This is a genomic window from Pseudomonas sp. AL03 (assembly GCF_029960815.1).
Taxonomy (GTDB): Bacteria; Pseudomonadota; Gammaproteobacteria; order Pseudomonadales; family Pseudomonadaceae; genus Aquipseudomonas.
Genome location: NZ_JASBRE010000018.1, coordinates 80,552 through 106,948, shown reverse-complemented (window position 1 = coordinate 106,948; position 26,397 = coordinate 80,552). Strand labels below are relative to the sequence as shown.

Below are 26,397 nucleotides of genomic sequence, written 5' to 3'. Positions count from 1 at the left end.
TCTGTTGCGCGCTCAGCGTTTCTTCACCTGCTCGCGCAGCCGTTCTTCCTGCTCCCGCAGTTCCGGCGTGAACTCAGCCCCAAAATCTTCAGCCTCGAACACCTGGCGAATTTCGATCTCGGCATCGGTGCCTGGCATCGGGTTGGGGCATCGCTTGACCCACTCGATCGCCTCTTGTTTCGACTTCACCTGCCAGAGCCAGTAGCCGGCGATCAGCTCCTTGGATTCGGCGAACGGGCCGTCGATCACCGTGCGCTGCTCACCCGAGAAACGCACGCGGGCGCCTTTGCTGCTCGGTTGCAGGCCATCGCACTCGATGAGGATGCCGGCCTTGGCCAGTTCCTCGTTGTAGTTGCCCATCGCGGTCATCAGTTCCTCGCTGGGCATCACACCGGCCTCGGAATCCTGGCTGGCTTTCACAATGATCATGAATCGCATGGTCCTTATCTCCGCTGGATTTGAGTGACTCACTTCCTAGTCGAATGGCCGTCATCTGAATCGACAACGTTTCTTACGGAAAATCGCCGAAAAAGCAGATTTGTTTCTCGACAGTAAGCTCGCTATACGGTTGTTGAGACGGGTTGTATCCAATGTGTGCGACGAGACATCACAATTTGTATCTGGGCATAGGTCGTCGGACCATTTCGTGGTTAACTTCGGCCTCTTCAAAATTCTCTACAACAACGTCAGAAGGACTCCGTTCATGGCTCAAGTCACCCTTAAAGGCTCCCCGGTTCAAGTCAACGGCCAACTGCCACAAGCCGGTTCCAAGGCGCCAGCCTTTTCCCTGGTTGCCGGCAATCTGTCCGACGTGACCCTAGCGAGCTTCGCCGGCAAGCGCAAAGTGCTGAACATCTTCCCAAGCGTTGATACCCCGACCTGCGCGACGTCGGTTCGCAAGTTCAACGCCCAGGCCAGTGATTTCGCCAACACTGTCGTGCTGTGCATCTCCGCTGACCTGCCGTTCGCTCAAGCGCGCTTCTGCGGCGCCGAAGGCCTGGAAAACGTACAGAACCTGTCGACCCTGCGCGGTGCCGAGTTCATCGAGAACTACGGTGTTGCCATCGCTGACGGCCCGCTGAAAGGCCTGACTGCCCGTGCCGTCGTGGTGCTGGACGAAAACGACAACGTTCTGCACAGCGAACTGGTCGGTGAAATCGCTGAAGAGCCGAACTACGAAGCGGCACTTGCCGTTCTGAAATAAGCGTACTTTTACAATTGTTAACGGCCTGGCCTTGTCCAGGCCGTTTTCATTTGCGATTCAGTGTCTTGGCCAAACATCCTGTTACGTAAGCCGAAGGTAAATTGCCGGTAAAGGCGCTTTGCTTAATACCCACCAGTGCTTATCGTTCAGCCTCCTGTAGAAAGAAGCTCACGCGTCCAATGGTTGATCATTCCATGCAATCCTCCGTTTCCCGTAGTCCCCGTCGCTGGCTGTTTGGCCTGCTTGTCCTGTTGGTCATCGCTGGCCTGTGCTGGAAATTCTGGCCCACCGGCACTGCCCAAAAAAAGGGCGCAGGGCAAAAAGCCGTTGCCGGACAGACCGGCAGGTCGGGAGGGATGCGTCCGGGTTTTGGCGGGGCGACCGGGCCCGTTCCAGTGCGTGTCGCGCCAGCGGTCAAGGGCGACTTCCCGCTGTACTACAAGGCGCTGGGCACCGTGACGGCGCTGAACACCATTAATGTGCGCAGCCGCGTCGGTGGTGAGCTGATGAAGATCTCCTTCGAGGAAGGGCAGATGGTCAAGGCTGGCGATCTGCTGGCTGAAATCGACCCGCGTCCTTACCAGAACGCCTTGCTTCAGGCCGAAGGCACGTTGTTGCAGAACCAGGCACAACTGAAAAACGCCCAGGTCGATGTGGAGCGCTATCGCGGCTTGTACCGCGAAGACAGTATCGCCAAGCAGACCCTGGACACCGCCGAAGCGCTGGTGGGCCAGTATCAGGGCACGGTCAAAACCAATCAGGCGGCGGTCAACGACGCCAAGCTCAATCTGGAATTCACCAAGATCCGCGCCCCGATTGCCGGGCGTGTGGGCTTGCGTCAGCTGGATGTCGGCAACCTGGTGGCAGCCAACGACACCACGGCGCTGGTGATCATCACCCAGACCCAACCGATCAGCGTTGCCTTCACCTTGCCGGAAAACAGCCTGGAAACCGTGCTGGCCCGTTATCGCACTGGCGCCAAATTGCCCGCCGAAGCCTGGGATCGTGGCGACACCAAGTTGCAGGCCACTGGCGTCTTGCAGAGCCTGGACAACCAGATCGATGTCACCACCGGCACCCTGAAATTCAAGGCTCGTTATGAGAACCGTGATCAGGCGCTGTTCCCGAATCAGTTCGTCAACGTTCATCTGCTGGCCGACACCCTCAAAGACGTGGTGCTCGCACCTTCAGCAGCGATTCAGTTCGGCACCAACGGCACGTTTGTCTACGCCCTGGACGGCGACAAGAAAGTCACGATTCGTCAGTTGAAAGTCGGCGCCAGTGACGGTGAAAACACTGTGATTACCGAAGGCCTGGTCCCTGGGGATCGCGTTGTCCTTGAAGGCACCGACCGCTTGAAGGAAGGCAGCGAAGTGGAAGTGGTCAACGACACCAAGGACGTGCCGACGACCCCGACCGGCCATCTGCAAGGCAAGTCGGCGGCCAACGCGACAGAGCCGGCGACCACCGACAAGGCGAAAAAGGGCGGCGCATGAACATCTCGCGGCTGTTCATCCTTCGCCCGGTAGCCACCACCCTGAGCATGCTGGCCATTATCCTCGCTGGCGTGATCGCCTATCGGCTGCTGCCGGTGTCGGCATTGCCTCAGGTCGATTACCCGACCATCCGCGTCATGACGCTGTATCCCGGCGCCAGCCCGGATGTCATGACCAGCGCCGTGACCGCGCCCCTTGAACGTCAATTCGGGCAGATGCCTGGCCTGACGCAGATGGCGTCGACCAGTTCCGGCGGTGCCTCGGTGCTGACCCTGCGTTTCAGCCTCGACATCAACATGGACGTCGCCGAGCAGCAGGTGCAGGCCGCGATCAATGCCGCGACCAATTTGCTGCCCAAGGACCTGCCGGCGCCGCCGGTGTACAACAAGGTGAACCCGGCGGACACCCCGGTGCTGACCCTGGCCATCACCTCCAAGACCATGCTGCTGCCCAAGCTCAATGACTTGGTCGACACGCGGATGGCGCAGAAAATCGCCCAGATCAGCGGTGTCGGCATGGTCAGCATTGCCGGTGGCCAGCGTCAGGCGGTGCGGATCAAGGTTAACCCTGAAGCCCTGGCGGCCAATGGCTTGAACCTCTCCGACGTGCGAACCCTGATCGGCGCATCCAACGTCAACCAGCCCAAGGGCAACTTCGACGGCCCGACCCGGGTGTCGATGCTCGATGCAAACGATCAACTGACCTCGCCCAAGGACTACGCCAACCTGATTCTCGCCTACGCCAACGGCGCGCCGTTGCGGCTCAAGGATGTGGCGGAAATCGTCGATGGCGCGGAAAACGAACGTCTGGCGGCGTGGGCCAATGAAAACCAGGCGGTGCTGTTGAACATCCAGCGTCAGCCCGGTGCCAACGTCATCGAAGTGGTCGACCGGATCAAAGCCCTGCTGCCAAGCATCACCGACAACCTGCCGGCGGGTCTCGAAGTCACCGTGCTGACCGACCGCACCCAGACCATCCGCGCCTCGGTCACCGACGTGCAACACGAATTGTTGATCGCCATTGCGCTGGTCGTGATGGTGACCTTCCTGTTCCTGCGTCGAGCCAGCGCCACAATTATTCCGTCGGTCGCGGTACCGCTGTCGCTGATCGGCACCTTCGGCGTGATGTACCTCGCGGGTTTCTCGGTCAATAACCTGACCCTGATGGCACTGACCATCGCCACCGGTTTCGTGGTGGACGATGCGATCGTCATGCTGGAGAACATCTCCCGATTTATTGAAGAGGGCGACAGCCCCCTTAATGCGGCGCTCAAGGGCGCCAAACAGATCGGTTTCACTCTTATTTCCCTGACCCTGTCGCTAATCGCCGTGTTGATTCCACTGCTGTTCATGGCCGACGTGGTGGGGCGGCTGTTCCGCGAATTTGCCATCACCCTGGCGGTGGCAATCCTGATTTCCCTTGTCGTCTCCCTGACACTGACGCCAATGATGTGCGCGCGGCTGCTCAAGCGTGAACCCAAGGAAGAAGAACAGGGCCGTTTCTACCGGGCCAGCGGCGCCACAATTGATTGGATGATTGCGGCTTACGGGCGCAAGTTAAAGTGGGTTCTCAAGCATCAACCGTTGACCCTGATGGTGGCCATCGGGACGCTGGCGTTGACCGTGTTCCTTTACATGGTGGTGCCCAAGGGGTTTTTCCCGGTGCAGGATACCGGGGTGATCCAGGGCATATCCGAGGCGCCGCAGTCGATTTCCTTCGCCGCCATGAGCGAGCGTCAGCAGGCATTGGCCAAAGTGATCCTGACGGATCCGGCGGTGGAAAGCCTGTCGTCCTATATCGGTGTGGACGGTGACAACTCGACGCTCAATAGCGGTCGTCTGCTGATCAACCTCAAATCGCACAGCAATCGCGACTTGAGCGCAACCGAGGTGATCGCACGTCTGCAACCGGAACTGGACAAGCTCACCGGCATTCGCCTGTTCATGCAGCCGGTGCAGGACCTGACCATTGAAGACCGCGTCAGCCGTACTCAATACCAGTTCAGCATGTCATCGCCGGACTCGGCGTTGCTGAGTTTGTGGAGCGGTCGTCTGGTGGACGCACTGGCCCAACGGCCTGAGCTGACCGATGTCGCCAGCGATTTGCAGGACAAGGGCTTGCAGGTCTATCTGGTGATTGACCGCGATGCGGCGTCGCGGATCGGTGTGTCGGTGTCGAACATCACCGATGCGCTGTACGACGCCTTCGGTCAGCGGCAGATTTCCACCATCTACACCCAGGCCAGCCAATACCGCGTGGTGCTGCAATCGCAGTCCGGCGAGAAGATCGGCCCGGATGCGCTAAACCAGATTCACGTGAAAACCACCGACGGCGGGCAAGTGCGCCTGACCAGTCTGGCGCACATCGAGGAGCGTCAGGCCCAACTGGCGATCACTCACATCGGTCAGTTCCCGGCGGTGATGATGTCTTTCAACCTCGCACCCAGCGTGGCGCTGGGGCACGCGGTGGAGATCATCGACCAGGTGCAGAAAGACATCGGCATGCCGATTGGCGTGCAGACCCAGTTCCAGGGCGCGGCCGAAGCGTTCCAGGCGTCGCTGTCGAGCACCTTGCTGCTGATTCTGGCGGCGGTGGTCACCATGTACATCGTGCTTGGCGTGCTTTACGAGAGTTATATCCACCCGATCACCATTCTTTCGACCTTGCCCTCGGCGGCGGTCGGCGCCTTGTTGGCGCTGCTGTTGAGCGGCAATGACCTGGGCATGATTGCGATCATCGGCATCATTTTGTTGATCGGTATCGTGAAAAAGAACGCGATCATGATGATCGACTTCGCCCTCGACGCTGAGCGCAATCAGGGCATGGACCCGGAAACGGCGATCTATCAAGCGGCGTTGCTGCGTTTCCGGCCGATTCTGATGACCACACTGGCCGCGTTGTTTGGCGCTGTGCCGCTGATGCTGGCGACCGGTTCCGGTGCAGAACTGCGTCAACCGTTGGGTCTGGTGATGGTGGGTGGCTTGTTGGTGAGTCAGGTGCTGACGCTGTTTACCACTCCGGTCATCTATCTGTACTTCGACCGCCTCGGCCGGCGCTGGGGGCGCAAGACTGAATCCGTGGAAGCGGTAGAACAGCCATGAACCTGTCCAGACCTTTCATCAAGCGCCCGGTCGCGACGATGTTGCTGAGCCTGGCGATCCTGCTGCTGGGCGGCGTGAGCTTCGGCCTGTTGCCGGTGGCGCCGCTGCCGCAGATGGACTTCCCGGTGATCGTGGTCCAGGCGAGTCTGCCCGGTGCAAGCCCTGAGGTCATGGCCTCGACCGTGGCCACGCCGCTGGAGCGCTCCTTCGGCGCCATCGCGGGGGTCAACACCATGAGCAGCCGCTCCAGCCAAGGCTCGACCCGGGTGATTTTGCAGTTCGACCTGAACCGCGACATCAACGGCGCGGCGCGGGAAGTGCAGGCGGCAATCAACGCCTCGCGCAATTTGCTGCCGAGCGGGATGCGCAGCATGCCGACCTACAAGAAGGTCAACCCGTCCCAGGCGCCGGTCATGGTGCTGTCGCTGACCTCCGACGTACTGGAAAAAGGCCAGCTCTACGATTTGGCCTCGACGATTCTGTCCCAGAGCGTGTCTCAGGTGCAGGGTGTCGGCGAAGTGCAGATCGGCGGCAGTTCCTTGCCGGCGGTGCGCATAGAGCTCGAACCGCAGGCGCTCAACCAGTACGGCGTAGCGCTGGACGATGTGCGCAACACCATCGCCAACGCCAACGTGCGCAGGCCAAAAGGGTCGGTCGAAGACGGCCAGCGACTGTGGCAGGTTCAGGCCAACGATCAACTGGAGAAAGCCAAGGATTACGAGTCGCTGATCATTCACTACGCGGACGGCGCGGCCCTGCGCCTGAAGGACGTGGCCAAGGTCAGCGACGGCGTCGAAGACCGCTACAACAGCGGCTTCTTCAACAACGACGCGGCGGTACTGCTGGTGATCAACCGCCAGGCCGGCGCCAACATCATCGAGACGGTCAACGAAATCAAGGCTCAACTGCCGGCGTTGCAGGCCGTGTTGCCGGCCAGCGTGAAGCTGAACGTGGCGATGGACCGGTCGCCGGTGATCAAGGCGACCTTGCACGAAGCGGAAATGACCCTGCTGATTGCCGTGGCGCTGGTGATTCTGGTGGTGTTCCTGTTCCTCGGTAACTTCCGCGCCTCGTTGATTCCTACCCTTGCGGTGCCTGTGTCGCTGGTCGGCACCTTTGCGGTGATGTACCTCTACGGATTCTCCCTGAACAACCTGTCGCTGATGGCGCTGATTCTGGCCACCGGGCTGGTGGTGGACGATGCCATTGTGGTGCTGGAGAACATTTCCCGGCACATCGACAAAGGCGTGCCGCCGATGAAGGCCGCGTACCTGGGGGCGCAGGAAGTCGGCTTCACCTTGCTGTCGATGAACGTCTCGCTGGTGGCGGTGTTCCTGTCGATCCTGTTCATGGGCGGGATTGTCCAAAGCCTGTTTCGCGAGTTTTCCATCACATTGGCGGCGTCTATCGTGGTGTCGCTGGTGGTCTCGCTGACGCTGACGCCGATGCTCTGCGCCCGTTGGCTCAAGCCGCATACGCCGGGTGAGGAAAACCGATTGCAGCGTTGGAGTCAGCGGGCTAACGAGTGGATGGTCGGCAAATACGCAACAAGTCTTGACTGGGTGCTGCGTCACCGCCGGTTGACCTTGCTTAGCCTGATCGTGACAGTTGGCGTGAACATTGCGCTGTATGTCGTTGTTCCTAAGACTTTTATGCCTCAGCAGGACACCGGTCAGCTGATCGGGTTCGTGCGTGGCGATGACGGGTTGTCGTTCAGCGTGATGCAGCCAAAAATGGAAACCTTCCGCCGGGCCGTGCTCAAGGATGACGCGGTGCAAAGCGTCGCCGGCTTCATCGGCGGTACCAACGGCACCAACAACGCCTTCATGCTGGTGCGGCTGAAACCAATCAAGGAACGCAACATTTCTGCGCAAAAAGTCATCGAACGTCTGCGCAAGGAAATGCCCAAGGTCGCCGGTGCGCAGTTGATGCTGATGGCCGATCAGGACCTGCAGTTTGGCGGCGGTCGTGAACAAACCACGTCGCAGTATTCCTACATCCTGCAAAGCGCCGATCTTGGCGAGTTGCGCGAGTGGTACCCGAAAGTCGTTATCGCACTCAAGGCTTTGCCGGAATTGACCGCGATTGACGCCCGTGAAGGGCGCGGCGCCCAACAGGTGACGCTGATTGTCGATCGGGATCAGGCCAAGCGCCTGGGTGTAGACATGGACATGGTCACTGCGGTGCTGAACAACGCTTACAGCCAGCGGCAGATTTCGACGATTTACGACAGCCTTAACCAGTATCAAGTGGTCATGGAGGTCAATCCGAAATATGCCCAGGACCCGATCACCCTCAAACAGGTGCAGGTGATCACCGCTGACGGCGCGCGGATTCCGCTGTCGACCATCGCTCATTACGAAAATAGCCTGGAAGACGACCGCGTCAGCCACGAAGGCCAGTTCGCCTCCGAGAGCATTTCCTTCGACATGGCCGAAGGCGTGACGGTGGAGCAGGGCACGGCGGCCATCGAGCGGGCCATTGCCCGTCTCGGCATGCCGGAAGACGTGATCGTGAAAATGGCCGGCACCGCCGACGCCTTCGCCGCGACCCAGAAGAGCCAGCCGTGGATGATTCTCGGGGCGCTGGTGGCGGTGTATCTGGTGCTCGGTGTGCTGTATGAAAGCTACATCCATCCGCTGACTATTCTCTCGACCTTACCGTCGGCGGGGGTCGGCGCGTTGCTGTCGATCTATGCGCTGGGCGGTGAGTTCAGCCTGATTTCGTTGCTCGGGCTGTTCCTGCTGATCGGCGTGGTGAAGAAAAACGCCATTCTGATGATCGACTTGGCGCTGCAGCTGGAACGGCATCAAGGCCTGGCGCCGCTGGAGTCGATTCGCAGTGCCTGTTTGCAACGTCTGCGGCCGATTCTGATGACCACCCTGGCGGCGATTCTCGGCGCGTTACCGTTGCTGCTGAGCCGCGCCGAAGGTGCGGAAATGCGTCAGCCGCTGGGCTTGACCATCATCGGCGGGCTGATCTTCAGCCAGGTGCTGACCCTTTACACCACCCCGGTGGTTTACCTCTATCTCGACAAACTGCGCCATCGCTTCAACCACTGGCGTGGGGTGCGTACCGATGCTGCTCTGGAAACTCCGCTATGACTGACCGTTCGCTTATCAATCTGGCTGCACCGCTGGTTACGGCCCGAGGCTCGCGTTTGTTGAGCCTGGCGCTGTGCGTGGCGATGCTCAGCGCCTGCGCCATCGGCCCGGACTATCAGCGCCCGCAAGCCGCCTCGCCGGTGCAATACAAGGAAGCTGCCGGCTGGCGTCAGGCCAACCCAAGTGATTCCCTGGCACGTGGCGCCTGGTGGGAGTTGTATGGCGATCAACAGCTCAATGGCCTGATCGAAAAACTCAACAGCGCCAACCAGACCGTCGCGCAGTCCGAAGCCCAGTACCGTCAGGCTCAGGCTTTGGTGCGCAGTGCCCGAGGTGCGTTTTTCCCGACCGTGGACCTGACCGTCGGGAAAAACCGTTCCAGCCAGGGCACCGGCAGCAGCAGTTCGAGCCTGACCAGTTCTTCCAGCGGTATTCGCGACACCTACACCGCTCAGGCCGGGGTCAGTTGGGAAGCGGATATCTGGGGCAAACTGCGCCGTGGACTTGAGGCCGACACCGCCAACGCCCAGGCCAGTTTTGCCGATCTGGCGGCGATGCGCTTGAGTCAGCAGTCGGAACTGGTGCAGAACTATCTGCAACTGCGGGTGATCGACGAGCAGAAACGCCTGTTGGAAGCGACGGTCGAGGCCTATCAGCGATCGTTGAAAATGACCGAAAACCAGTACCGCGCCGGTGTCTCCGGCAAGGACGCGGTGGCGCAGGCGCAGACTCAGCTCAAGAGCACCGAGGCTGATCTGGTCGATCTGATCTGGCAGCGAGCCCAGTTCGAGAACGCCATTGCCGTGCTGATCGGTTTGCCGCCGGCCGAATTCAGTCTGGCCGAAGCCAAGAACATCCCAGACTTGCCCGAGGTCCCTCTGAGCCTGCCTTCGCAGTTGCTCGAACGCCGCCCGGACATCGCTTCCGCCGAACGTTCGGTGATGGCGGCCAACGCCAACATCGGCGTGGCCAAGGCTGCGTATTATCCAGATTTGACCCTGAGCCTGAACGGCGGTTATAGCAGCAGCACCTATGCCAACTGGATCAGCGTGCCGAACCGCTTTTGGTCGGTCGGGCCACAATTGGCCATGACCTTGTTTGACGGCGGCCAGCGCTCCGCGGAAGTTGACCGCAGCGAAGCGGCCTACGACGAAACGGTGGCCAAGTACCGCCAGACCGTGCTCGACGGCTTCCGTGAAGTGGAAAACTACCTGGTCCAGCTCAAGGTCCTCGAAAACGAAGCGGGCGTGCGCCAGGAAGCACTGGACGCGGCGCGGGAGTCCCTGCGTCTGACCCAGAACCAGTACAAGGCAGGTTTGATTGCTTATCTGGATGTGGTGGCGGTTCAGGCCACGGCGTTGAGCAATGAACGCAGCGTACTGAGCCTGTTGCAGAGCCGGCTGATAGCGAGCGTGCAGTTGATTGCGGCGTTGGGGGGCGGCTGGGATGGTCAGCTACAGGTGAGCGAAAAAGAATAGGCGCCAGCGCAACTGATCGTTCCCATGCTCTGCGTGGGAATGCAGCCCGGGACGCTCCGCGTCCCTTTCGAGAGCTGGAACGCGGAGCGTCCCTAGAGGCATTCCCACGCAGAGCGAGGGAACGATCATATCGGTTTGATGGCCCTTTGCTAATTTTGTCAGTGCGTTCGTTTGCGGAATCAGTACAATCGCCCGATTTGCCCCCCGAGAATGGAAGCAGTACGGAGGGGCTGTCGCGAGTAGTCTCATGCTTATCGGTAGCTTTTCCCCCACGCTGGTTATCATCTCGCTTTTTGTGGCGATTCTCGCCTCCTATACCGCGCTCGACCTGACCGAACGCATCTCCACGGCCAAGGGCCGAGCCGTGCATCTATGGACGGCGGGCGGCGCCTTTGCCATGGGGGTTGGCGTGTGGTCGATGCATTTCATCGGCATGCTCGCGTTTGAATTGCCCATCGACCTGGGTTACGACATCAGCATCACGGTGCTGTCGCTGCTGATTGGCATCCTGTCCTGCGGCTTTGCCCTGTGGCTGGTCAGCCAGCCACAATTACCGGCCTGGAAATTGGCATTCGGCGCGCTGGTCATGGGCGCCGGGATCAGCGCCATGCACTACACCGGCATGGCCGCCATGCACATGCAGCCGGGTATCGATTACGATCCGACGCTATTCGGCGCCTCGCTGCTGATCGCCGTAGTCGCCTCAGGCGCCGCGTTATGGATCGCTTTCCGCCTGCGCCAGCACACACCTTATGTCGGCCTGATCCGTGGCGGTGCGGCGGTGATCATGGGCCTCGCGATTGTCGGCATGCACTACACCGGCATGGCGGCGGCGCGTTTTCCGGACGGCAGCTTCTGTGGGGCTGCCGTCAGCGGCTTGAACGGCAAGGGCCTGGACAATCTGGTGCTGATCACCACCCTGGCGGTGTTGAGTCTTGCCTTACTGACTTCGATCCTCGATGCGCGCCTTGAGGCCCGCACCGCAGAACTCGCCAACTCATTGACCCAGGCCAACCGCGAACTGACCCAACTGGCCCTGCATGACACCCTGACCGGCCTGCCGAATCGCGTGTTGCTGGCTGACCGCATCGATCAGGCGATGTCGAGGGTGCGTGAGCAGGGCGGTTGCTTCGCGTTGATGTTCATCGATCTGGACGGTTTCAAACCGGTTAACGATGCCTTCGGTCACCATATGGGCGATCAGTTGTTGCGTGAGGTCGGCCTGCGCCTGCGCGAGGATTTGCGCAGCCAGGACACCCTCGCGCGGATCGGCGGTGATGAGTTCGTATTGCTGGTGCAGCTCGGCGAGCAGAGCGACGCATTGAATCTGGCTGCCCGTCAGGTCGGGCTGATCGCGCGCGCGTTCCGGGTCGCCGAACATGACTTGCAGATATCCGCCAGCGTTGGCATCGCGATTTATCCGGGTAACGGTGAAACCGCCGAGGAATTGCTGATGAATGCCGACGCGGCGATGTATCACGCCAAGGGCGCCGGGAAAAACGGCTATAGCTTCTTCGATGCCTCGATGAACTGCAACGCGCGCAAACAGCTGCAATTGCTGCAGGACTTGCGTATTGCCCTCGATCAACAGCAATTCAGTCTCTATTACCAACCCAAGTTCGATGCCAGCAATGGCCGGCCGGTCGGCGCCGAGGCGTTGTTGCGCTGGGTGCATCCGACCCAGGGCATGCTGATGCCGGACAGGTTCATTGAACTGGCGGAAAAGACCGGGCTGATCATTCCGATTGGCGAGTGGGTGCTCAACGAAGCCTGCCGTCAGATGCGCGAATGGTATGTGCTCGGGTACACCGACTGGCGCATTGCCGTGAACCTTTCAGCCTTGCAGTTCTGCCACGCGGGTCTGGTCCAGAGTGTCGCCAACGCCCTGGCCACTCACCATTTGCCGGCCAACAGCCTGACCCTTGAGATCACTGAAACCACCGCCATGAGCGATGCCGATGCGAGCATGACCGTACTTCAGGTGCTTTCGACAATGGGTGTCGACCTGTCGATCGATGACTTTGGCACCGGCTATTCGAGTTTGATGTACCTCAAGCGCTTGCCAGCCAATGAACTGAAAATCGACCGGGGGTTTGTCCGCGATCTGGAACGCGACAGCGATGACGCCGCCATCGTTTCCGCCATCGTCGCCCTCGGCCGGGCGCTGGGGTTGCGGATCGTCGCCGAAGGGGTGGAGACCAACTCGCAGCAAGACTTCCTGACGCAACTCGGTTGCGACTCGTTGCAGGGATACCTGCTAGGGCACCCGCTGCCGGCCGAACGCTTCATGGTGGATATTCACCGCGCAGAGCAATTGGCGGTGTGCTGAGAACAAGCTGATCGATGTGAGCCCATGCAAAAGCCTGCGATGACGGTTATTCTTGCCCCCGACTGCTAACGCTTGGAAAGGGGGAACGCTCGCATGGACAAAGTCATCGTCATCACCGGCGGCAGCCGCGGTATCGGCGCCGCCACAGCGCTGTTGGCCGCTGAACAAGGCTATCGGATCTGTATCAATTACCTGGCCGACGAATCGGCTGCGCAAAAGGTGTTGGAGCAAGTCCGCGCCCTCGGCGCCCAAGCCATCGCAGTACGCGCTGACGTCAGCATCGAAGACGAAGTGATCGCGCTGTTCCACCGTGTGGACATTGAACTGGGCCGGGTCACGGCACTGGTGAATAACGCGGGCACCGTCGGGCACAAGTCCCGGGTCGATGAAATGTCCGAATTCCGCATCCTCAAAATCCTCAGAACCAACGTCCTGGCGCCGATCCTCTGCGCCAAGCACGCGATCCTGCGCATGTCGCCCAAACATGGCGGGCAGGGTGGCAGCATCGTTAACGTGTCCTCGGTGGCCTCACGCTTGGGCGCCCCCGGCGAGTACGTCGACTACGCGGCGTCGAAAGGTGCGCTGGATACGTTCACCATCGGTCTGTCCAAAGAAGTGGCCGGCGAAGGCATTCGCGTCAACGCGGTGCGGCCTGGTTACATTTACACCGACTTTCATGCGTTGAGCGGTGATCCCGATCGGGTCAGCAAGCTGGAGTCGGCGATTCCGATGGCGCGGGGCGGCCGGCCGGATGAAGTGGCTGAGGCAATTGTGTGGTTGCTGTCGGACAAGGCGTCCTATGCGACGGGGACTTTCGTCGATCTCGGGGGCGGGCGGTAGTGCATTTTTGAACTGAAAGTTAATTAAGGAAGCAAGTGAGCGATACAGGGTGATATGCCATTAAGGAATGCTACCAATCCCTGCTCGCTCCTTTATCAGAACCTAGTCTTGCAAAACTTCTATGAAGTCAATCTCTAGATTTTTTCCATTTACGCCATTTGTCGCATCGAAATAAATCCATAGTTGGGGTATTCCGCCAATCTTTGGCGTCCACGTCCATTGGATATCCTGCCAATCCTCCGTATTTGTATCAAATTCTACAGGTACTTCTTCGCCTGCACCCTCGCCGGTAAGGGAAATACCCTGGAGATTAACTTCTTTTGAAGTGCGAAAGCGGAGTTTGACCGACAGAGGTTTTTTTTCGATATTAAATTTCTTTCTCAGGTCCGCCATAGCTAGGTTGAGTTTTTGAGGGCGGTCAGCGATGGTGCTGTCAGCAAACACTGTTTTGTAGTAGTCATTTTCAACTGTTGGAGGACCCAATGTAGAAAACCAACCTTGCGCGTCGCCGTTATCTTGAAATTTTGAAATGTCCTTAATGTTCATTTTTTTCGCCTCGTAGGAATTTGGTGTTAGTAGAAGATGAAAAGAAGCGAAAAACTTGAGTTAGCAAAGTTGTTTCTCAATTCGCCTCTCGCTTAATTAAATAGTTAAGTCGTAGTGCCGGCTACTGTCAGAAGTAACAGGTTTTCTGAAAAAAAGTGACCATTCGTCGATTTTTCCATATGAAGCTTTGTCGGAAAGGCTTTTTTTAGGGCCGGGGCGACTCGAGTCTTAGAACGACCGCACAATCCGTCCCAACGTCTCCATCGCTTTCTCGGCAGTCTCATCCCAAGGGCTGCCGTAATTCAGCCGAATACAATTCCTGAACCGCTGGGTCGGTGAAAAAATCGGCCCCGGTGCGATGCTGATCCCTTGCGCCAACGCCATCTGAAACAACTTCAGCGAATCCATCTGCGGTGGCAATTCCAGCCACAGGAAGTAACCGCCGGCGGGTTGACTGACGCGCGTCTGCGCCGGGAAGTAGCGTGCGATGGCGGCGAGCATGGCGCGTTGCTGTTCTTCGAGCGCGTACCGCAGTTTTCGCAGGTGCCGGTCGTAGCCGCCGTGTTGCAGGTAATCGGCGATGGCTGCCTGGGCCGGCATCGACGCGCACAGAGACGTCATGAGTTTCAGGCGTTCGATCTTCTGCGCATAGCGCCCGGCAGCGACCCAGCCGATGCGATAGCCGGGGGCCAGGCTTTTGGCGAACGAACCGCAGTGCATCACCAGCCCTTCGGTATCAAAAGCCTTCGCCGGTTTCGGCGCCTGTTGGCCGTAATAGAGTTCGGCGTAGACGTCGTCTTCGATCAGTGGCACTTGATGGCTGCGCAATAGCTCAACCAGTGCCTGTTTCTTCGCCTCGGGCATCGTCGCGCCCATCGGGTTCTGGAAACTGGTCATGCACCAGCAAGCCTTGATCGGGTGCCGTTCCAGGGTTTGCGCGAGTACGCCAAGGTCGATGCCGTCGCGCGGATGCACAGGAATTTCGACGGCTTTGAGCTTCAGCCGTTCGAGTATTTGCAGACAGGCGTAGAACGCCGGGGCTTCGATGGCCACCAGATCGCCGGGCTCGGTGACCGCTTGCAGGCACAGGTTCAGCGCTTCCAGCGCGCCGTTAGTGATCAGCAGTTCTTCCATGGGCAGCATCAGCCCGCCGACCATGTAGCGCAGGGCGATTTGTCGACGCAGCTGCGGGTTGCCCGGCGACATGTCGGTGACGACCATGCGCGGGTCCATCTCTCGGGCGGCGCTGGCCAGGGAGCGGGACAGACGCTGCAACGGAAAAAGGGTCGGGCTGGGGAAGGCCGAGCCGAAGGGCACGGTGTTCGGGTCTTTGATCGAGTCGAGGACCGAGAACACCAGTTCACTGACGTCGACTTCGGTGGACTCGTTGACCTGGCTGCTGATCACCGGCTCCGAGAACGGGCTCGGCGCGTGCGCGTTGACGAAATAGCCGGAACGCGGGCGAGCGCGGATCAGGCCTCGGCGTTCGAGCAGGTAATAGGCCTGGAACACTGTGGACGGGCTGACCCCATAGGTCTGGCTCGCGTAGCGCACCGACGGCACGCGCTGACCGGGGCCGAGGACGCCGGAGCGGATCAGTTCAGCGATGTCGTCGGCGAATTTTTCGTAGCGTTTCATCTAAAGCCCGGTTTGGAGTAATTCAGAGGACCGTATTCCACAGGAGGATTTGCATCTTAATAGCTCAACGATTCATCGGCGCAACAAACCGGCTCTTCGCCACGCTATAAATCTCCGGTTCATCACTGTCGACAACCTTGAAACTGATGCTCTGCGAACGGCTGCTCGGCCGTTCCGTGGTCATCGCCACCGACACTGGCACATCAACAATCTCTCCGGGCGCGAGGCTCAGTTCGGTCTTGCCTTGCAATTGGAAGCCGTCGCCATCGACCAGGGTCAGACGATAGTCCTGACGTTGCTGGGTCTTGTTGATGACTTTCAGGCTGTAGATGTTTTCGATCTGCCCCTGACTGTTCTCTCGGAACAAGCCACGGTCCTTGCTCACGTCCAGCGAGACCATCGGCCGCTCAACCAGCGCCAGGGCAAGCGCACCGATCATCACCAGCAGCACCGCGGTGTAACCGATCAATCGCGGCTGCAGCAGGTGAGTCTTGCCACCTTGCAACTCATGCTCCGAGGTATAGCTGATCAGCCCACGGGCATAGCCCATTTTGTCCATGATCGAATCACAGGCGTCGATACACGCGGCGCAGCCGATGCATTCCATCTGCAAACCGTCGCGGATGTCGATGCCGGTCGGGCAGACCTGCACGCACAACTGACAGTCGATGCAATCACCGAGGCCGACGTCAACCGGCGCCACGTCACGTTTGCGCGGGCCACGGTTTTCGCCACGGGCGACGTCATAGGAGATGGTCAGGGTGTCCTTGTCGAACATCACGCTTTGGAACCGCGCATACGGGCACATGTGCATGCACACTGCTTCACGCAGCCACCCGGCGTTGACGTAAGTCGCACCGGTGAAAAACAGCACCCAGAACAGACTGACGCCACCCATCTGCAAGGTCAGCAGTTCTTCGGCCAGCGGCCGGATCGGGGTGAAGTAGCCGACAAAGGTCAGGCCGGTCAACAGGCTGATGGCCAGCCACAAGGTGTGCTTGGCCGAGCGGCGGATCAGTTTGTTCAGGCCCCAGGGCGCGGCTTGCAGCTTGATCCGCTGGTTGCGTTCACCTTCGGTGAGCTTCTCGCACCACATGAAAATCCAGGTCCAGGAGCTCTGTGGGCAGGTGTAACCGCACCAGACCCGTCCGGCGAACACGGTGATTGCAAACAGACCGAAGGCAGCGATGATCAGCAACGCCGACAGCAGGATGAAATCCTGCGGCCAGAAGGTCGCGCCGAAAATGTGGAATTTGCTTTCGGACAGGTCCCAGAGCACCGCCTGGCGGCCGCCCCAGTTCAACCACACCGTGCCAAAGAACAGCAGAAACAGAAACCCCGCGCCGCTCATGCGCAGGGTGCGGAATAAACCGGTGAAGCTGCGGGTGTGAATCAGGTTGTCGCTGGACTTGGCCTTCATCTTTGGACGCGAAGGCTCGTAGCTTCGTACTAGTGGAGCACTTTCAACAATTCGGACGGGGATTCTATCGCTCATGGTCTTTCGCTCATCAGCCTCCATCAGGCCTGAGCACTATGAGCGGCGATCTGTTTGCATAACAGACTCACCTATTGCAATAAAAAGCGGATCAGATGGGCGTTGATCCGCTGCCTGCGACAACTTGTTGCACCCGCTGCAGCAGGATGCAAAGGCCTACATCAAGCGTCTGCGAGTGTTGATCCGGGTCAGTCAAATCACCGAATCACTGTCGGTAGCCTTCAAATGCCTACGACCGTCGACTGCGCCTGCAACGGTCAATGCGTCGGCTTCTGCTTCGGTGATGTAAACGCGCTGGCCGTTGAGTTCCACCGCCGACATGGCTTTTTCCGAGTCGGTGATGATGGTGACGTCGGGGCACAGACGAATTTCTTCGCCGTTTTCGGTTATGAAGAAGCAGGTCTGGTTTTCGATGCGCACAGTCATGGAAGTGTCCTTTTTTCTGCGGGGTCTAACGTGTTAGGACACAGCCGAGGATCATCGTTCTGTGCAACCGATTAATGGTCGATGCGGTCCATCCTGAATCGAGCAACTTTCTATCCAGTCATCACAAGGACAACACCATGAACGCTTGGTGGCATGAGGTTTGGGTAACCCTGCAAGCGGAGTTCGCTGACATCGGCGACGCTTCACAACTGACGCGAATTACCGTGCGACTGCTGATGGCGGCGGTGTTGGGCGGGATTCTCGGCTTCGAGCGCGAACACAAAGGCAAGGCCGCTGGCGTGCGCACCCACATGCTGGTGGCCCTCGGCGCCGCGCTGTTTGTGCTGGTGCCGCAAATGTCCGGCTCTCAGGCCGATGCCATGAGCCGTGTGGTGCAGGGTGTGATCGCGGGGATCGGCTTTCTTGGTGCAGGGACTATTCTGAAAAACAACGAGGGCGATGAGGGGCATGTCAAAGGCCTGACCACCGCTGCCGGGTTGTGGATGACCGCGGCCATTGGCGTTTCGGCCGGGTTGGGGCGAGAGGCGACGGCGGTGTTCAGTACGTTCCTGGCGCTGGCGATCTTCAGTGTGATGCCAAGGATCGTACGCATGCTCGATAAGGATCACGCCCCGTAAATTGTCATGACGTCGGCTTCACAATAACCGGCGGCGTGGTGCTCGGTGGCTCTTCCCGAGGTGGCGGGGTGGTGCCGGGCGGCTCTTGCTCAGGCACAGGTTCAGGCTCGGTCGGCGCAATGGTCGGGCTGTCGATGTTTGGATCAGGCGTCTCGGCAGGGATTGGAATGCTCATAAATTTAGCCTCCAGTTGCACATGGCGTAAGTCGTGCTTAAGTGTGTTGACCACCGTGCAAAGGGATTGATTCCCCCAAAGGCTCAGGCCAATGCTCGTGAACTTTACCGGTGCCTGTCGCTCGGAACCTAAGTGAGTTCATTCCGGGGCGGACGGTCCTGCGGGATGGCTATCCAGTGACAAGCCACAGACACAAGAGCGTCCCTGGGGCGTAAAGGAGAGATGCTCGATGACTGCTGAAAAACCGACAGAGCTGAACTACAACCCTCATATGCCGCTGTCGCAGGCTTTACTGCTACCGCGCATCGCAATCGAAAACACCATGCCGACACTCGATGGCGGGCAGTTCGCCGTCAAAGCCGTGGTGGGTCAGGACGTGGTGGTGACCAGCAAAGTGTTTGCCGACGGTCACGACACGTTGGCCGTGCGAGTGCGCTCGCGTGCCGAGGGCGACGAAACCTGGCAGAGCGAAGTCATGACTGACTTGGGCAATAACGGGTGGCAGGGCCAATTCCGGGTCGCGCGCCAGGGCCGTTATATGTTTTGCATCGAAGCCTGGATCGATCAGTTCGCCAGCTTCTGTTATGAGCTGGAGAAAAAACACGCGGCCAGGGTGCCGGTCAGCCTGGAATTGCAGGAAGGGCGAACGCTGGTCCAGCAAGCCGCCGAACGCATGGGAGGGCTGCTGAGTGAACAACTGGCGGCACTGCACCATGAATTGTCGGGTCTGCTCGAAACCGAGCAGGTCGAGCTGTTTCTGCACCAGCGTAGCGCCGAGCTGATGTCGCAGGCCGATCATCGGGCCTATTTGAGCATCAGCCCTGAGTACCCGCTCGACGTCGAACGGGAGCTGGCGCAGTTCGCCAGTTGGTATGAACTGTTCCCGCGTTCGATCACTGACGATCCGGCCCGTCATGGCACTTTCAACGATGTGCATTCGCGGCTGCCGATGATCCAGGACATGGGCTTCGATGTGCTGTACTTTCCGCCGATCCACCCGATCGGCCGCAGTTACCGCAAAGGCCCGAACAACTCCCTCACCGCCGGGCCGGACGATCCGGGCAGTCCGTATGCCATCGGCAGCGAAGAGGGGGGGCATGAGGCGATTCATTCCGAGCTGGGCACTCGCGAAGACTTTCGGCGTCTTGTCGCGGCAGCCGCTGACCATGGGCTGGAAATCGCCCTCGACTTCGCGATTCAGTGTTCCCAGGATCACCCGTGGCTGGAGCAGCATCCGGGCTGGTTCAACTGGCGGCCGGACGGCACGATCAAATATGCCGAGAACCCGCCGAAGAAATACCAGGACATCGTCAACGTCGACTTCTATGCCGCCGATGCGATTCCGAGTCTGTGGGTTGAGTTGCGCGACATCGTGGTGGGGTGGGTCGAGGAGGGCGTGAAGCTGTTTCGCGTCGACAACCCTCACACCAAACCGCTGCCGTTCTGGCAGTGGCTGATCGCTGATGTGCGGGCGCTGTACCCGGAGGTGATCTTCCTGGCCGAAGCCTTCACCACCCCGGCGATGATGGCGCGGTTGGGCAAGGTCGGTTACTCCCAGAGCTACACCTACTTCACCTGGCGCAACAACAAGTCCGAACTGGCGACCTACTTCACCGAACTCAACGAGTCGCCGTGGCGTGAATGCTTCCGGCCGAATTTCTTCGTTAACACCCCGGACATCAACCCGGCGTTTTTGCATGAGTCGGGGCGCGCCGGTTTTCTGATCCGCGCGGCGTTGGCAACCATGGGCTCTGGTCTGTGGGGCATGTATTCCGGCTTCGAACTGTGCGAAGCGGCACCGGTGCCGGGCAAGGAGGAGTACCTCAATTCCGAGAAGTATGAAATCCGCCCACGAGGCTTCAACGCGCCGGGCAACATCATTGCCGAGATCGCCCAGCTCAATCGCATCCGTCGGCAGAACCCAGCGCTGCAGACGCATCTGGGCTTGAAGGTCTACAACGCCTGGAACGACAACATTCTGTATTTCGGTAAACGCAGCACGGATGGCAGCAATTTCATTCTGGTGGCCGTCAGCCTTGATCCGCATAACGTCCAGGAAGCGAATTTCGAATTGCCGCTGTGGGAAATGGGCTTGTCCGACGACGCCAGCACCCAGGGCGAAGACTTGATGAACGGTCATCGCTGGACCTGGCACGGCAAGTATCAATTCATGCGGATCGACCCGGCGAATCAACCGTTCGGGATCTGGCGAATCACCGTTTAGCACTGACGCAGAGCGTGGGAACGATCTGGGCCGAGGCGCTTTCCAGTTTTCAACAGGAGCTTCAAATGGCGAAGAAACCCAAGGCAGCCACCTTTATCAAAGACCCGCTCTGGTACAAGGATGCGGTGATCTACCAGGTACACGTTAAGTCTTTTTTCGACTCCAACAATGACGGAATCGGCGACTTCCCCGGCCTTATTGCCAAACTCGATTACATTGCCGATCTGGGCGTCAACACCATTTGGCTGTTGCCGTTCTATCCCTCGCCACGGCGCGACGACGGCTACGACATTGCCGAATACCGTGGCGTGCATTCCGACTACGGCACCATGGCCGACGCCAAGCGTTTCATCTCTGAAGCCCACAAACGTGGCCTGCGGGTGATTACCGAACTGGTCATCAACCACACCTCGGACCAGCACGCGTGGTTTCAGCGTGCGCGCAAAGCCAAACCGGGCTCGGCGGCGCGCGACTTCTATGTCTGGTCCGATGACGATCAAAAATACGACGGCACTCGCATCATCTTTCTCGACACCGAAAAGTCCAACTGGACCTGGGATCCCGTGGCGGGCCAGTACTTCTGGCACCGCTTCTATTCCCACCAACCCGACCTGAATTTCGATAACCCGCAAGTCATGAAAGCGGTGCTGTCGGTGATGCGCTACTGGCTCGACATGGGCATCGACGGTCTCCGGCTGGACGCCATTCCGTACCTGATCGAACGCGACGGCACCAACAACGAAAATCTGCCCGAGACCCACGACGTCCTCAAGCAGATCCGCGCCGAAATCGACGCCAATTACCCCGACCGCATGCTGCTGGCCGAGGCCAACCAATGGCCGGAAGACACGCAACTGTACTTCGGCGATACCGATGCCAAATGCCTGAACGGCGACGAATGCCATATGGCGTTCCACTTTCCGCTGATGCCGCGCATGTACATGGCGTTGGCTCAGGAGGATCGCTTTCCGATCACCGACATCCTGCGCCAGACCCCGGAAATCCCGGCCAACTGTCAGTGGGCAATTTTCCTGCGCAACCACGATGAGTTGACCCTGGAAATGGTCACCGACAAGGAGCGCGATTACCTGTGGAATTACTACGCGGCCGACCGTCGGGCGCGGATCAACCTGGGGATTCGTCGGCGTCTGGCGCCGTTGATGGAGCGCGATCGTCGCCGCGTGGAATTGCTCAACAGCTTGCTGCTGTCGATGCCCGGCACGCCGACCCTGTATTACGGCGACGAAATCGGCATGGGTGACAACATCTACCTCGGCGACCGTGACGGTGTGCGTACGCCGATGCAATGGTCGATTGACCGTAACGGCGGCTTCTCCCGCGCCGATCCGGCGAGCCTGGTGCTGCCACCGATCATGGACCCGCAATACGGCTACCTGTCGGTCAACGTCGAAACCCAGGCCGGCGACCCGCATTCGCTGTTGAACTGGACCCGGCGCATGCTCGCCGTGCGCAAGCAGTCCAAGGCCTTCGGTCGCGGCACGCTGAAAATGCTGTCGCCGAGTAACCGGCGGATTCTGGCCTACACCCGGGAATTCACCGGGGCCGACGGCAAGCACGAGATCATTTTGTGCGTGGCCAACGTGTCGCGTAGCGCACAAGCGGCGGAGCTGGACCTGTCAGCCTACGTCGGCATGGTGCCGGTGGAGATGCTCGGCGGTAACGCCTTCCCGCCGATCGGCCAGTTGAATTTCCTGCTGACCCTGGCGCCTTACGGTTTCTACTGGTTCGTGCTCGCGGCGGAAAACCAGATGCCGAGTTGGCACGTGGAACCGGCGCAAAGCCTGCCGGACTTCACCACGCTGGTGCTGAAGAAACGCATGGAGGAGCTGCTTGAGGCGCCGTCCCGCGGCACGCTGGAGCAGGGCATCTTGCCGAGCTGGCTGCAGAATCGCCGCTGGTTCGCCGGCAAGGACGCGGCCATCGAGCAGGTCAACATTGCTTACGGTGTGCGTTTCGGCGATCCGCAACATCCGATGCTGTTGAGTGAAATCAACGTCACCAGCGGCGGCCAGACCAGTCGCTATCAGTTGCCGTTCGGCTTTATCTCCGAAGATCAGGTCGGTGCCGCGTTGCCTCAGCAACTGGCCTTGTCTCGGGTCCGGCGCGTGCGTCAGGTCGGTTTGATCACCGACGCCTTCAGCCTCGACACCTTTGTGCATACGGTCTTGCACAGCATACAAAGCAATTCCGTATTGCCATCCAGCGCGGGCGAGATCCACTTCGAGCCGACGGCGGAGCTGGCGAAACTCGGTCTGACCGGGGAATCGGAAGTGCGTTACCTGTCCGCCGAACAGTCCAACAGTTCGGTGGTGATCGGCAACAGCCTGGTGCTGAAACTGATCCGCAAGGTCGCGTCTGGCGTGCACCCGGAACTGGAAATGAGCGCGTACCTGACCAACGCCGGTTTCCGCAATATTTCGCCACTGCTGGGTTCGGTGGTGCGCCGTGATCCAGTGGGCGAGGACAATCTGCTGATGATTGCCCAAGGCTACTTGAGCAATCAGGGCGACGCCTGGGAATGGACCCAGAACAACCTCGAACGGGCACTGCGCGACGAACTGGCCGACGCCATGTCCGAGCAGGATCAACACTACAACGCCTTGGGTGAATTGAGAGACTTCGCCGGCATGCTCGGTCAGCGTCTGGGCGAAATGCACCAGCTGCTGGCGGCGCCCAGCGACAACCCGGACTTCGCCCCGCAGGTCACCTCCCAGAAAGATGCCCTGGCATCGGCCAAGGACGTGGCGGCGCAACTGGAGTACGCGCTGAAGTTACTCAAGCAGCATCAAAGCGAATTGAATCCGGCAGACAACGCCTTGGTCAGTCGTTTACTGGACAACAAAAAAACCATCCTCAGCCATGTTCAGGAACTGGGTAAAAAAGCCACCGGTGGTCTGCGGATTCGCGTCCACGGCGACTTGCACTTGGGCCAGGTGCTGGTCATCAAGGGCGACGCTTACCTGATCGACTTCGAAGGCGAGCCGGCGCGACCGCTGCACGAACGTCGGGGCAAACACAGCCCGTACAAAGACGTCAGTGGCGTATTGCGTTCCTTTGACTACGCTGCGGCAATGGCGATCAACGTGCACAACGTCGACAACACGGCCGATGCCCAAGCTGCTCGTCAACGTGTCGCCGATCGCTATTTAAATGAAGCAAGACAAGCATTTGTCGACGCTTATCGGCTGGCGGCAGCTAGTCTTGCTCATGCATGGCAAGATCCGGAAGGCGAGGACGCCGCGCTGGCGTTGTTCGGCCTGGAGAAGGCAGCGTATGAAGTGGCCTATGAGGCAGAAAATCGCCCCACCTGGTTGCCCGTGCCGTTGCACGGTTTGTATGGGTTATTGAGTGGGCTTAAACCCTTTTCCGATCTTGGTGGAGAGTAGTCATGAGTTTCTCGAACAAGGAACAGGGTCACGCTAAAGAAGCGTTGCTGCCCAGATCGCGGGACATCGACGCATTGGTACGCGCCGAACATCACGACCCCTTTGCAATTCTCGGCCCCCACGGCGATGGTGCCGGCGGGCAATTCATTCGGGCCTATTTGCCGGACGCCTTGAGCGTACAGGTACTGGCCAAGAACTCCGGGGAAGAACTCGGCAACCTTGAGGCCACCCAGACACCGGGCCTGTTCGTCGGGCATTTCGATCGGGAGCAGCCCTATCTGCTGCGAACCCGGTGGGCCGGCGGCGAACAAGTTTCCGAGGATCCTTACAGCTTCGGCCCGTTACTCGGCGAGATGGACTTGTACCTGTTCGCCGAAGGCAATCACCGCGATCTCAGCGCTTGCCTCGGTGCGCAGCTGAAGACGGTAGAGGGTGTCGATGGCGTGCGGTTCGCCGTGTGGGCACCGAATGCCAAAAGGGTGTCGGTGGTGGGTGACTTCAACAACTGGGACGGTCGCCGGCACCCGATGCGCCTGCGCCATCCCACCGGAGTCTGGGAGGTGTTTATCCCGCGACTGCAGGCGGGGGAAACGTACAAATACGAAATCCTCGGTGCCCAAGGCATTCTGCCGCTGAAGGCTGACCCGATGGCGCTGGCCACCTCGCTGCCGCCGGATACCGCGTCAAAAGTCGCTTCACCGCTGAACATCGATTGGCAGGACCACGAGTGGATGCAATCGCGTGGGGACCGTCATCAGCGGAGCGCACCCCTGTCGATCTACGAATTGCATGCCGGGTCCTGGCAATGCGAGCTGGATGATCTGGGCGAAGTGGCGCGCCAGTACACCTGGCACGAGTTGGGCGAACGACTGATTCCGTATGTGAAGGAACTGGGCTTCACCCACATCGAACTGATGCCCATCATGGAACACCCGTTCGGTGGTTCATGGGGTTATCAGCTGCTGTCGCAATTCGCCCCGAGCGCCCGCTACGGTTCGCCGGATGATTTCGCCGCGTTCGTCAATGCCTGCCACCAGGCCGGCATCGGCGTGATCCTCGACTGGGTGCCGGCGCATTTTCCGACCGATACCCACGGCCTGGCGCAATTCGACGGCACTGCGCTGTACGAATACGGCAACCCGCAGGAAGGCTTCCATCAAGACTGGGACACGCTGATCTACAACCTGGGTCGCACCGAAGTGCACGGCTACATGCTGGCCTCGGCGCTGCACTGGCTCAAACATTTCCACGTCGACGGCCTGCGGGTCGATGCCGTGGCATCGATGCTGTATCGAGACTACTCACGCAAGGCTGGCGAGTGGGTGCCGAACCGTCACGGTGGTCGGGAAAACCTCGAAGCCATCGACTTTCTGCGCCATCTCAATGATGTGGTAGATCTCGAAGCCCCCGGCGCGCTGGTGATTGCTGAAGAATCCACGGCGTGGCCGGGTGTCAGCCAGGGCACGCAACAGGGCGGACTGGGTTTTGACTACAAGTGGAACATGGGCTGGATGCACGATTCGCTGCACTACATCCAGCAGGACCCGGTGTACCGCGCCCATCACCACAACGAACTGAGCTTCGGCCTGGTGTATGCCTGGTCCGAGCGCTTTATCCTGCCGATCTCCCATGACGAAGTAGTGCACGGCAAGCACTCGCTGATCGACAAGATGCCGGGCGATCGCTGGCAGAAATTCGCCAACCTGCGCGCCTACCTGAGTTTCATGTGGGCGCACCCGGGCAAGAAGCTGTTGTTCATGGGCTGCGAGTTTGGTCAATGGCGTGAGTGGAACCACGATCAGCAACTGGACTGGTACTTGCTGCAGTACTCGGAACACAAAGGGGTGCAGAAACTCGTCGGCGATCTTAATCGGCTGTATCGCGAAGAGCCGGCGCTGCATGATCAGGACGACGCGCCGCAAGGCTTCCAGTGGTTGATTGGTGATGATGCGATCAACAGCGTCTACGCCTTCATGCGCTGGAGCAAGGACGGGCGTCCGGTGTTAGTGGTGGCTAACTTCACTCCGGTGCCGCGCGGGGGGTATCGCGTCGGCGTGCCGTTTGCCGGGCGTTGGACCGAGGTGATCAACAGCGATGCTGCCACCTACGCCGGTTCGAACTATGGCAACAGCGGCGGGGCGTTTACCGAGGAAGAGCCGAGCCATGGGCAGGAACTGTCGTTGGTGTTGAACTTGCCGCCGCTGGCGGTGTTGATGCTGCGTCCGGAGGGTTGATCTAACGACCGAGTCGCCGGCATCACGCGAGCAGGCTCCTGCTCGCGATGTGCAATGACGCG

The 26,397-nt window shown here is 59.6% G+C and carries 17 protein-coding genes; 11 read left to right on the top strand and 6 right to left on the bottom strand.

Annotated features, from left to right (window positions below; genetic code table 11):
- Window positions 1-12: 12 nt before the first annotated feature.
- A complete protein-coding gene (locus tag QK293_RS18285) occupies window positions 13-438 on the bottom strand; it encodes a YciI family protein (protein WP_282379509.1) in 426 nt (141 codons plus the stop codon).
- Between the two features lie 265 nt (window positions 439-703).
- Between QK293_RS18285 and tpx the strand changes: the two genes are divergently transcribed.
- The 7 genes from tpx to QK293_RS18250 all read left to right on the top strand — a co-directional run bounded on the left by tpx (window position 704) and on the right by QK293_RS18250 (window position 13,552).
- The gene (gene tpx, locus QK293_RS18280) at window positions 704-1,204 is read left to right on the top strand and encodes a thiol peroxidase (RefSeq protein ID WP_282379507.1); all 501 of its coding nucleotides are present in this window, start codon (window positions 704-706) and stop codon (window positions 1,202-1,204) included.
- A 179-nt stretch (window positions 1,205-1,383) separates the two neighbouring features.
- Window positions 1,384-2,700, top strand: a complete 1,317-nt coding sequence (locus tag QK293_RS18275) for an MdtA/MuxA family multidrug efflux RND transporter periplasmic adaptor subunit (RefSeq protein ID WP_282379505.1) — start codon at window positions 1,384-1,386, stop codon at window positions 2,698-2,700.
- Window positions 2,697-5,801, top strand: coding sequence for an MdtB/MuxB family multidrug efflux RND transporter permease subunit (locus tag QK293_RS18270; RefSeq protein ID WP_282379503.1), 3,105 nt, complete (start codon window positions 2,697-2,699; stop codon window positions 5,799-5,801). Before QK293_RS18275 ends, QK293_RS18270 begins: the two co-directional genes overlap by 4 nt.
- Entirely contained in the window at window positions 5,798-8,905 is a 3,108-nt protein-coding gene (locus tag QK293_RS18265; RefSeq protein WP_282379501.1) for an efflux RND transporter permease subunit, read from the top strand. Before QK293_RS18270 ends, QK293_RS18265 begins: the two co-directional genes overlap by 4 nt.
- Window positions 8,902-10,383, top strand: a complete 1,482-nt coding sequence (locus QK293_RS18260; protein WP_282379500.1) for an efflux transporter outer membrane subunit — start codon at window positions 8,902-8,904, stop codon at window positions 10,381-10,383. Before QK293_RS18265 ends, QK293_RS18260 begins: the two co-directional genes overlap by 4 nt.
- 247 nt (window positions 10,384-10,630) lie before the next feature.
- Entirely contained in the window at window positions 10,631-12,712 is a 2,082-nt protein-coding gene (locus tag QK293_RS18255; RefSeq protein ID WP_282379499.1) for an EAL domain-containing protein, read from the top strand.
- A 93-nt stretch (window positions 12,713-12,805) separates the two neighbouring features.
- Window positions 12,806-13,552: an SDR family oxidoreductase gene (locus QK293_RS18250; RefSeq protein WP_282379498.1), complete on the top strand. Its 747-nt coding sequence runs from the start codon at window positions 12,806-12,808 to the stop codon at window positions 13,550-13,552.
- A 102-nt stretch (window positions 13,553-13,654) separates the two neighbouring features.
- Here the strand turns inward: QK293_RS18250 and QK293_RS18245 are convergent, their stop codons facing one another.
- The 4 genes from QK293_RS18245 to QK293_RS18230 all read right to left on the bottom strand — a co-directional run bounded on the left by QK293_RS18245 (window position 13,655) and on the right by QK293_RS18230 (window position 17,657).
- Window positions 13,655-14,098 (bottom strand): hypothetical protein, encoded by a 444-nt coding sequence (locus QK293_RS18245; protein ID WP_282379496.1) that lies wholly within the window; start codon window positions 14,096-14,098, stop codon window positions 13,655-13,657.
- 228 nt (window positions 14,099-14,326) lie between these two features.
- Window positions 14,327-15,736, bottom strand: a complete 1,410-nt coding sequence (gene mapR, locus QK293_RS18240; RefSeq protein ID WP_282379494.1) for a GntR family transcriptional regulator MpaR — start codon at window positions 15,734-15,736, stop codon at window positions 14,327-14,329.
- 64 nt (window positions 15,737-15,800) lie between these two features.
- Window positions 15,801-17,231, bottom strand: a complete 1,431-nt coding sequence (gene ccoG / locus QK293_RS18235; protein ID WP_282379492.1) for a cytochrome c oxidase accessory protein CcoG — start codon at window positions 17,229-17,231, stop codon at window positions 15,801-15,803.
- A 192-nt stretch (window positions 17,232-17,423) separates the two neighbouring features.
- Window positions 17,424-17,657, bottom strand: coding sequence for a DUF3203 family protein (locus QK293_RS18230; protein WP_282379490.1), 234 nt, complete (start codon window positions 17,655-17,657; stop codon window positions 17,424-17,426).
- Between the two features lie 137 nt (window positions 17,658-17,794).
- Between QK293_RS18230 and QK293_RS18225 the strand changes: the two genes are divergently transcribed.
- Entirely contained in the window at window positions 17,795-18,295 is a 501-nt protein-coding gene (locus tag QK293_RS18225; protein ID WP_282379488.1) for an MgtC/SapB family protein, read from the top strand.
- Between the two features lie 4 nt (window positions 18,296-18,299).
- Here QK293_RS18225 and QK293_RS18220 read toward each other — a convergent pair whose 3' ends face one another.
- Window positions 18,300-18,470: a hypothetical protein gene (locus QK293_RS18220; protein WP_282379486.1), complete on the bottom strand. Its 171-nt coding sequence runs from the start codon at window positions 18,468-18,470 to the stop codon at window positions 18,300-18,302.
- Window positions 18,471-18,699: 229 nt separating this feature from the next.
- Between QK293_RS18220 and QK293_RS18215 the strand changes: the two genes are divergently transcribed.
- The 3 genes from QK293_RS18215 (at window position 18,700) to glgB (ending at window position 26,335) form a co-directional block, all read left to right on the top strand.
- Window positions 18,700-20,694, top strand: a complete 1,995-nt coding sequence (locus QK293_RS18215) for an alpha-1,4-glucan--maltose-1-phosphate maltosyltransferase (RefSeq protein WP_282379484.1) — start codon at window positions 18,700-18,702, stop codon at window positions 20,692-20,694.
- A 65-nt stretch (window positions 20,695-20,759) separates the two neighbouring features.
- Window positions 20,760-24,101 (top strand): maltose alpha-D-glucosyltransferase, encoded by a 3,342-nt coding sequence (gene treS, locus QK293_RS18210; RefSeq protein ID WP_282379482.1) that lies wholly within the window; start codon window positions 20,760-20,762, stop codon window positions 24,099-24,101.
- A 2-nt stretch (window positions 24,102-24,103) separates the two neighbouring features.
- Entirely contained in the window at window positions 24,104-26,335 is a 2,232-nt protein-coding gene (glgB, locus tag QK293_RS18205) for a 1,4-alpha-glucan branching protein GlgB (RefSeq protein WP_282379480.1), read from the top strand.
- The last annotated feature ends 62 nt before the right edge of the window (window positions 26,336-26,397 follow it).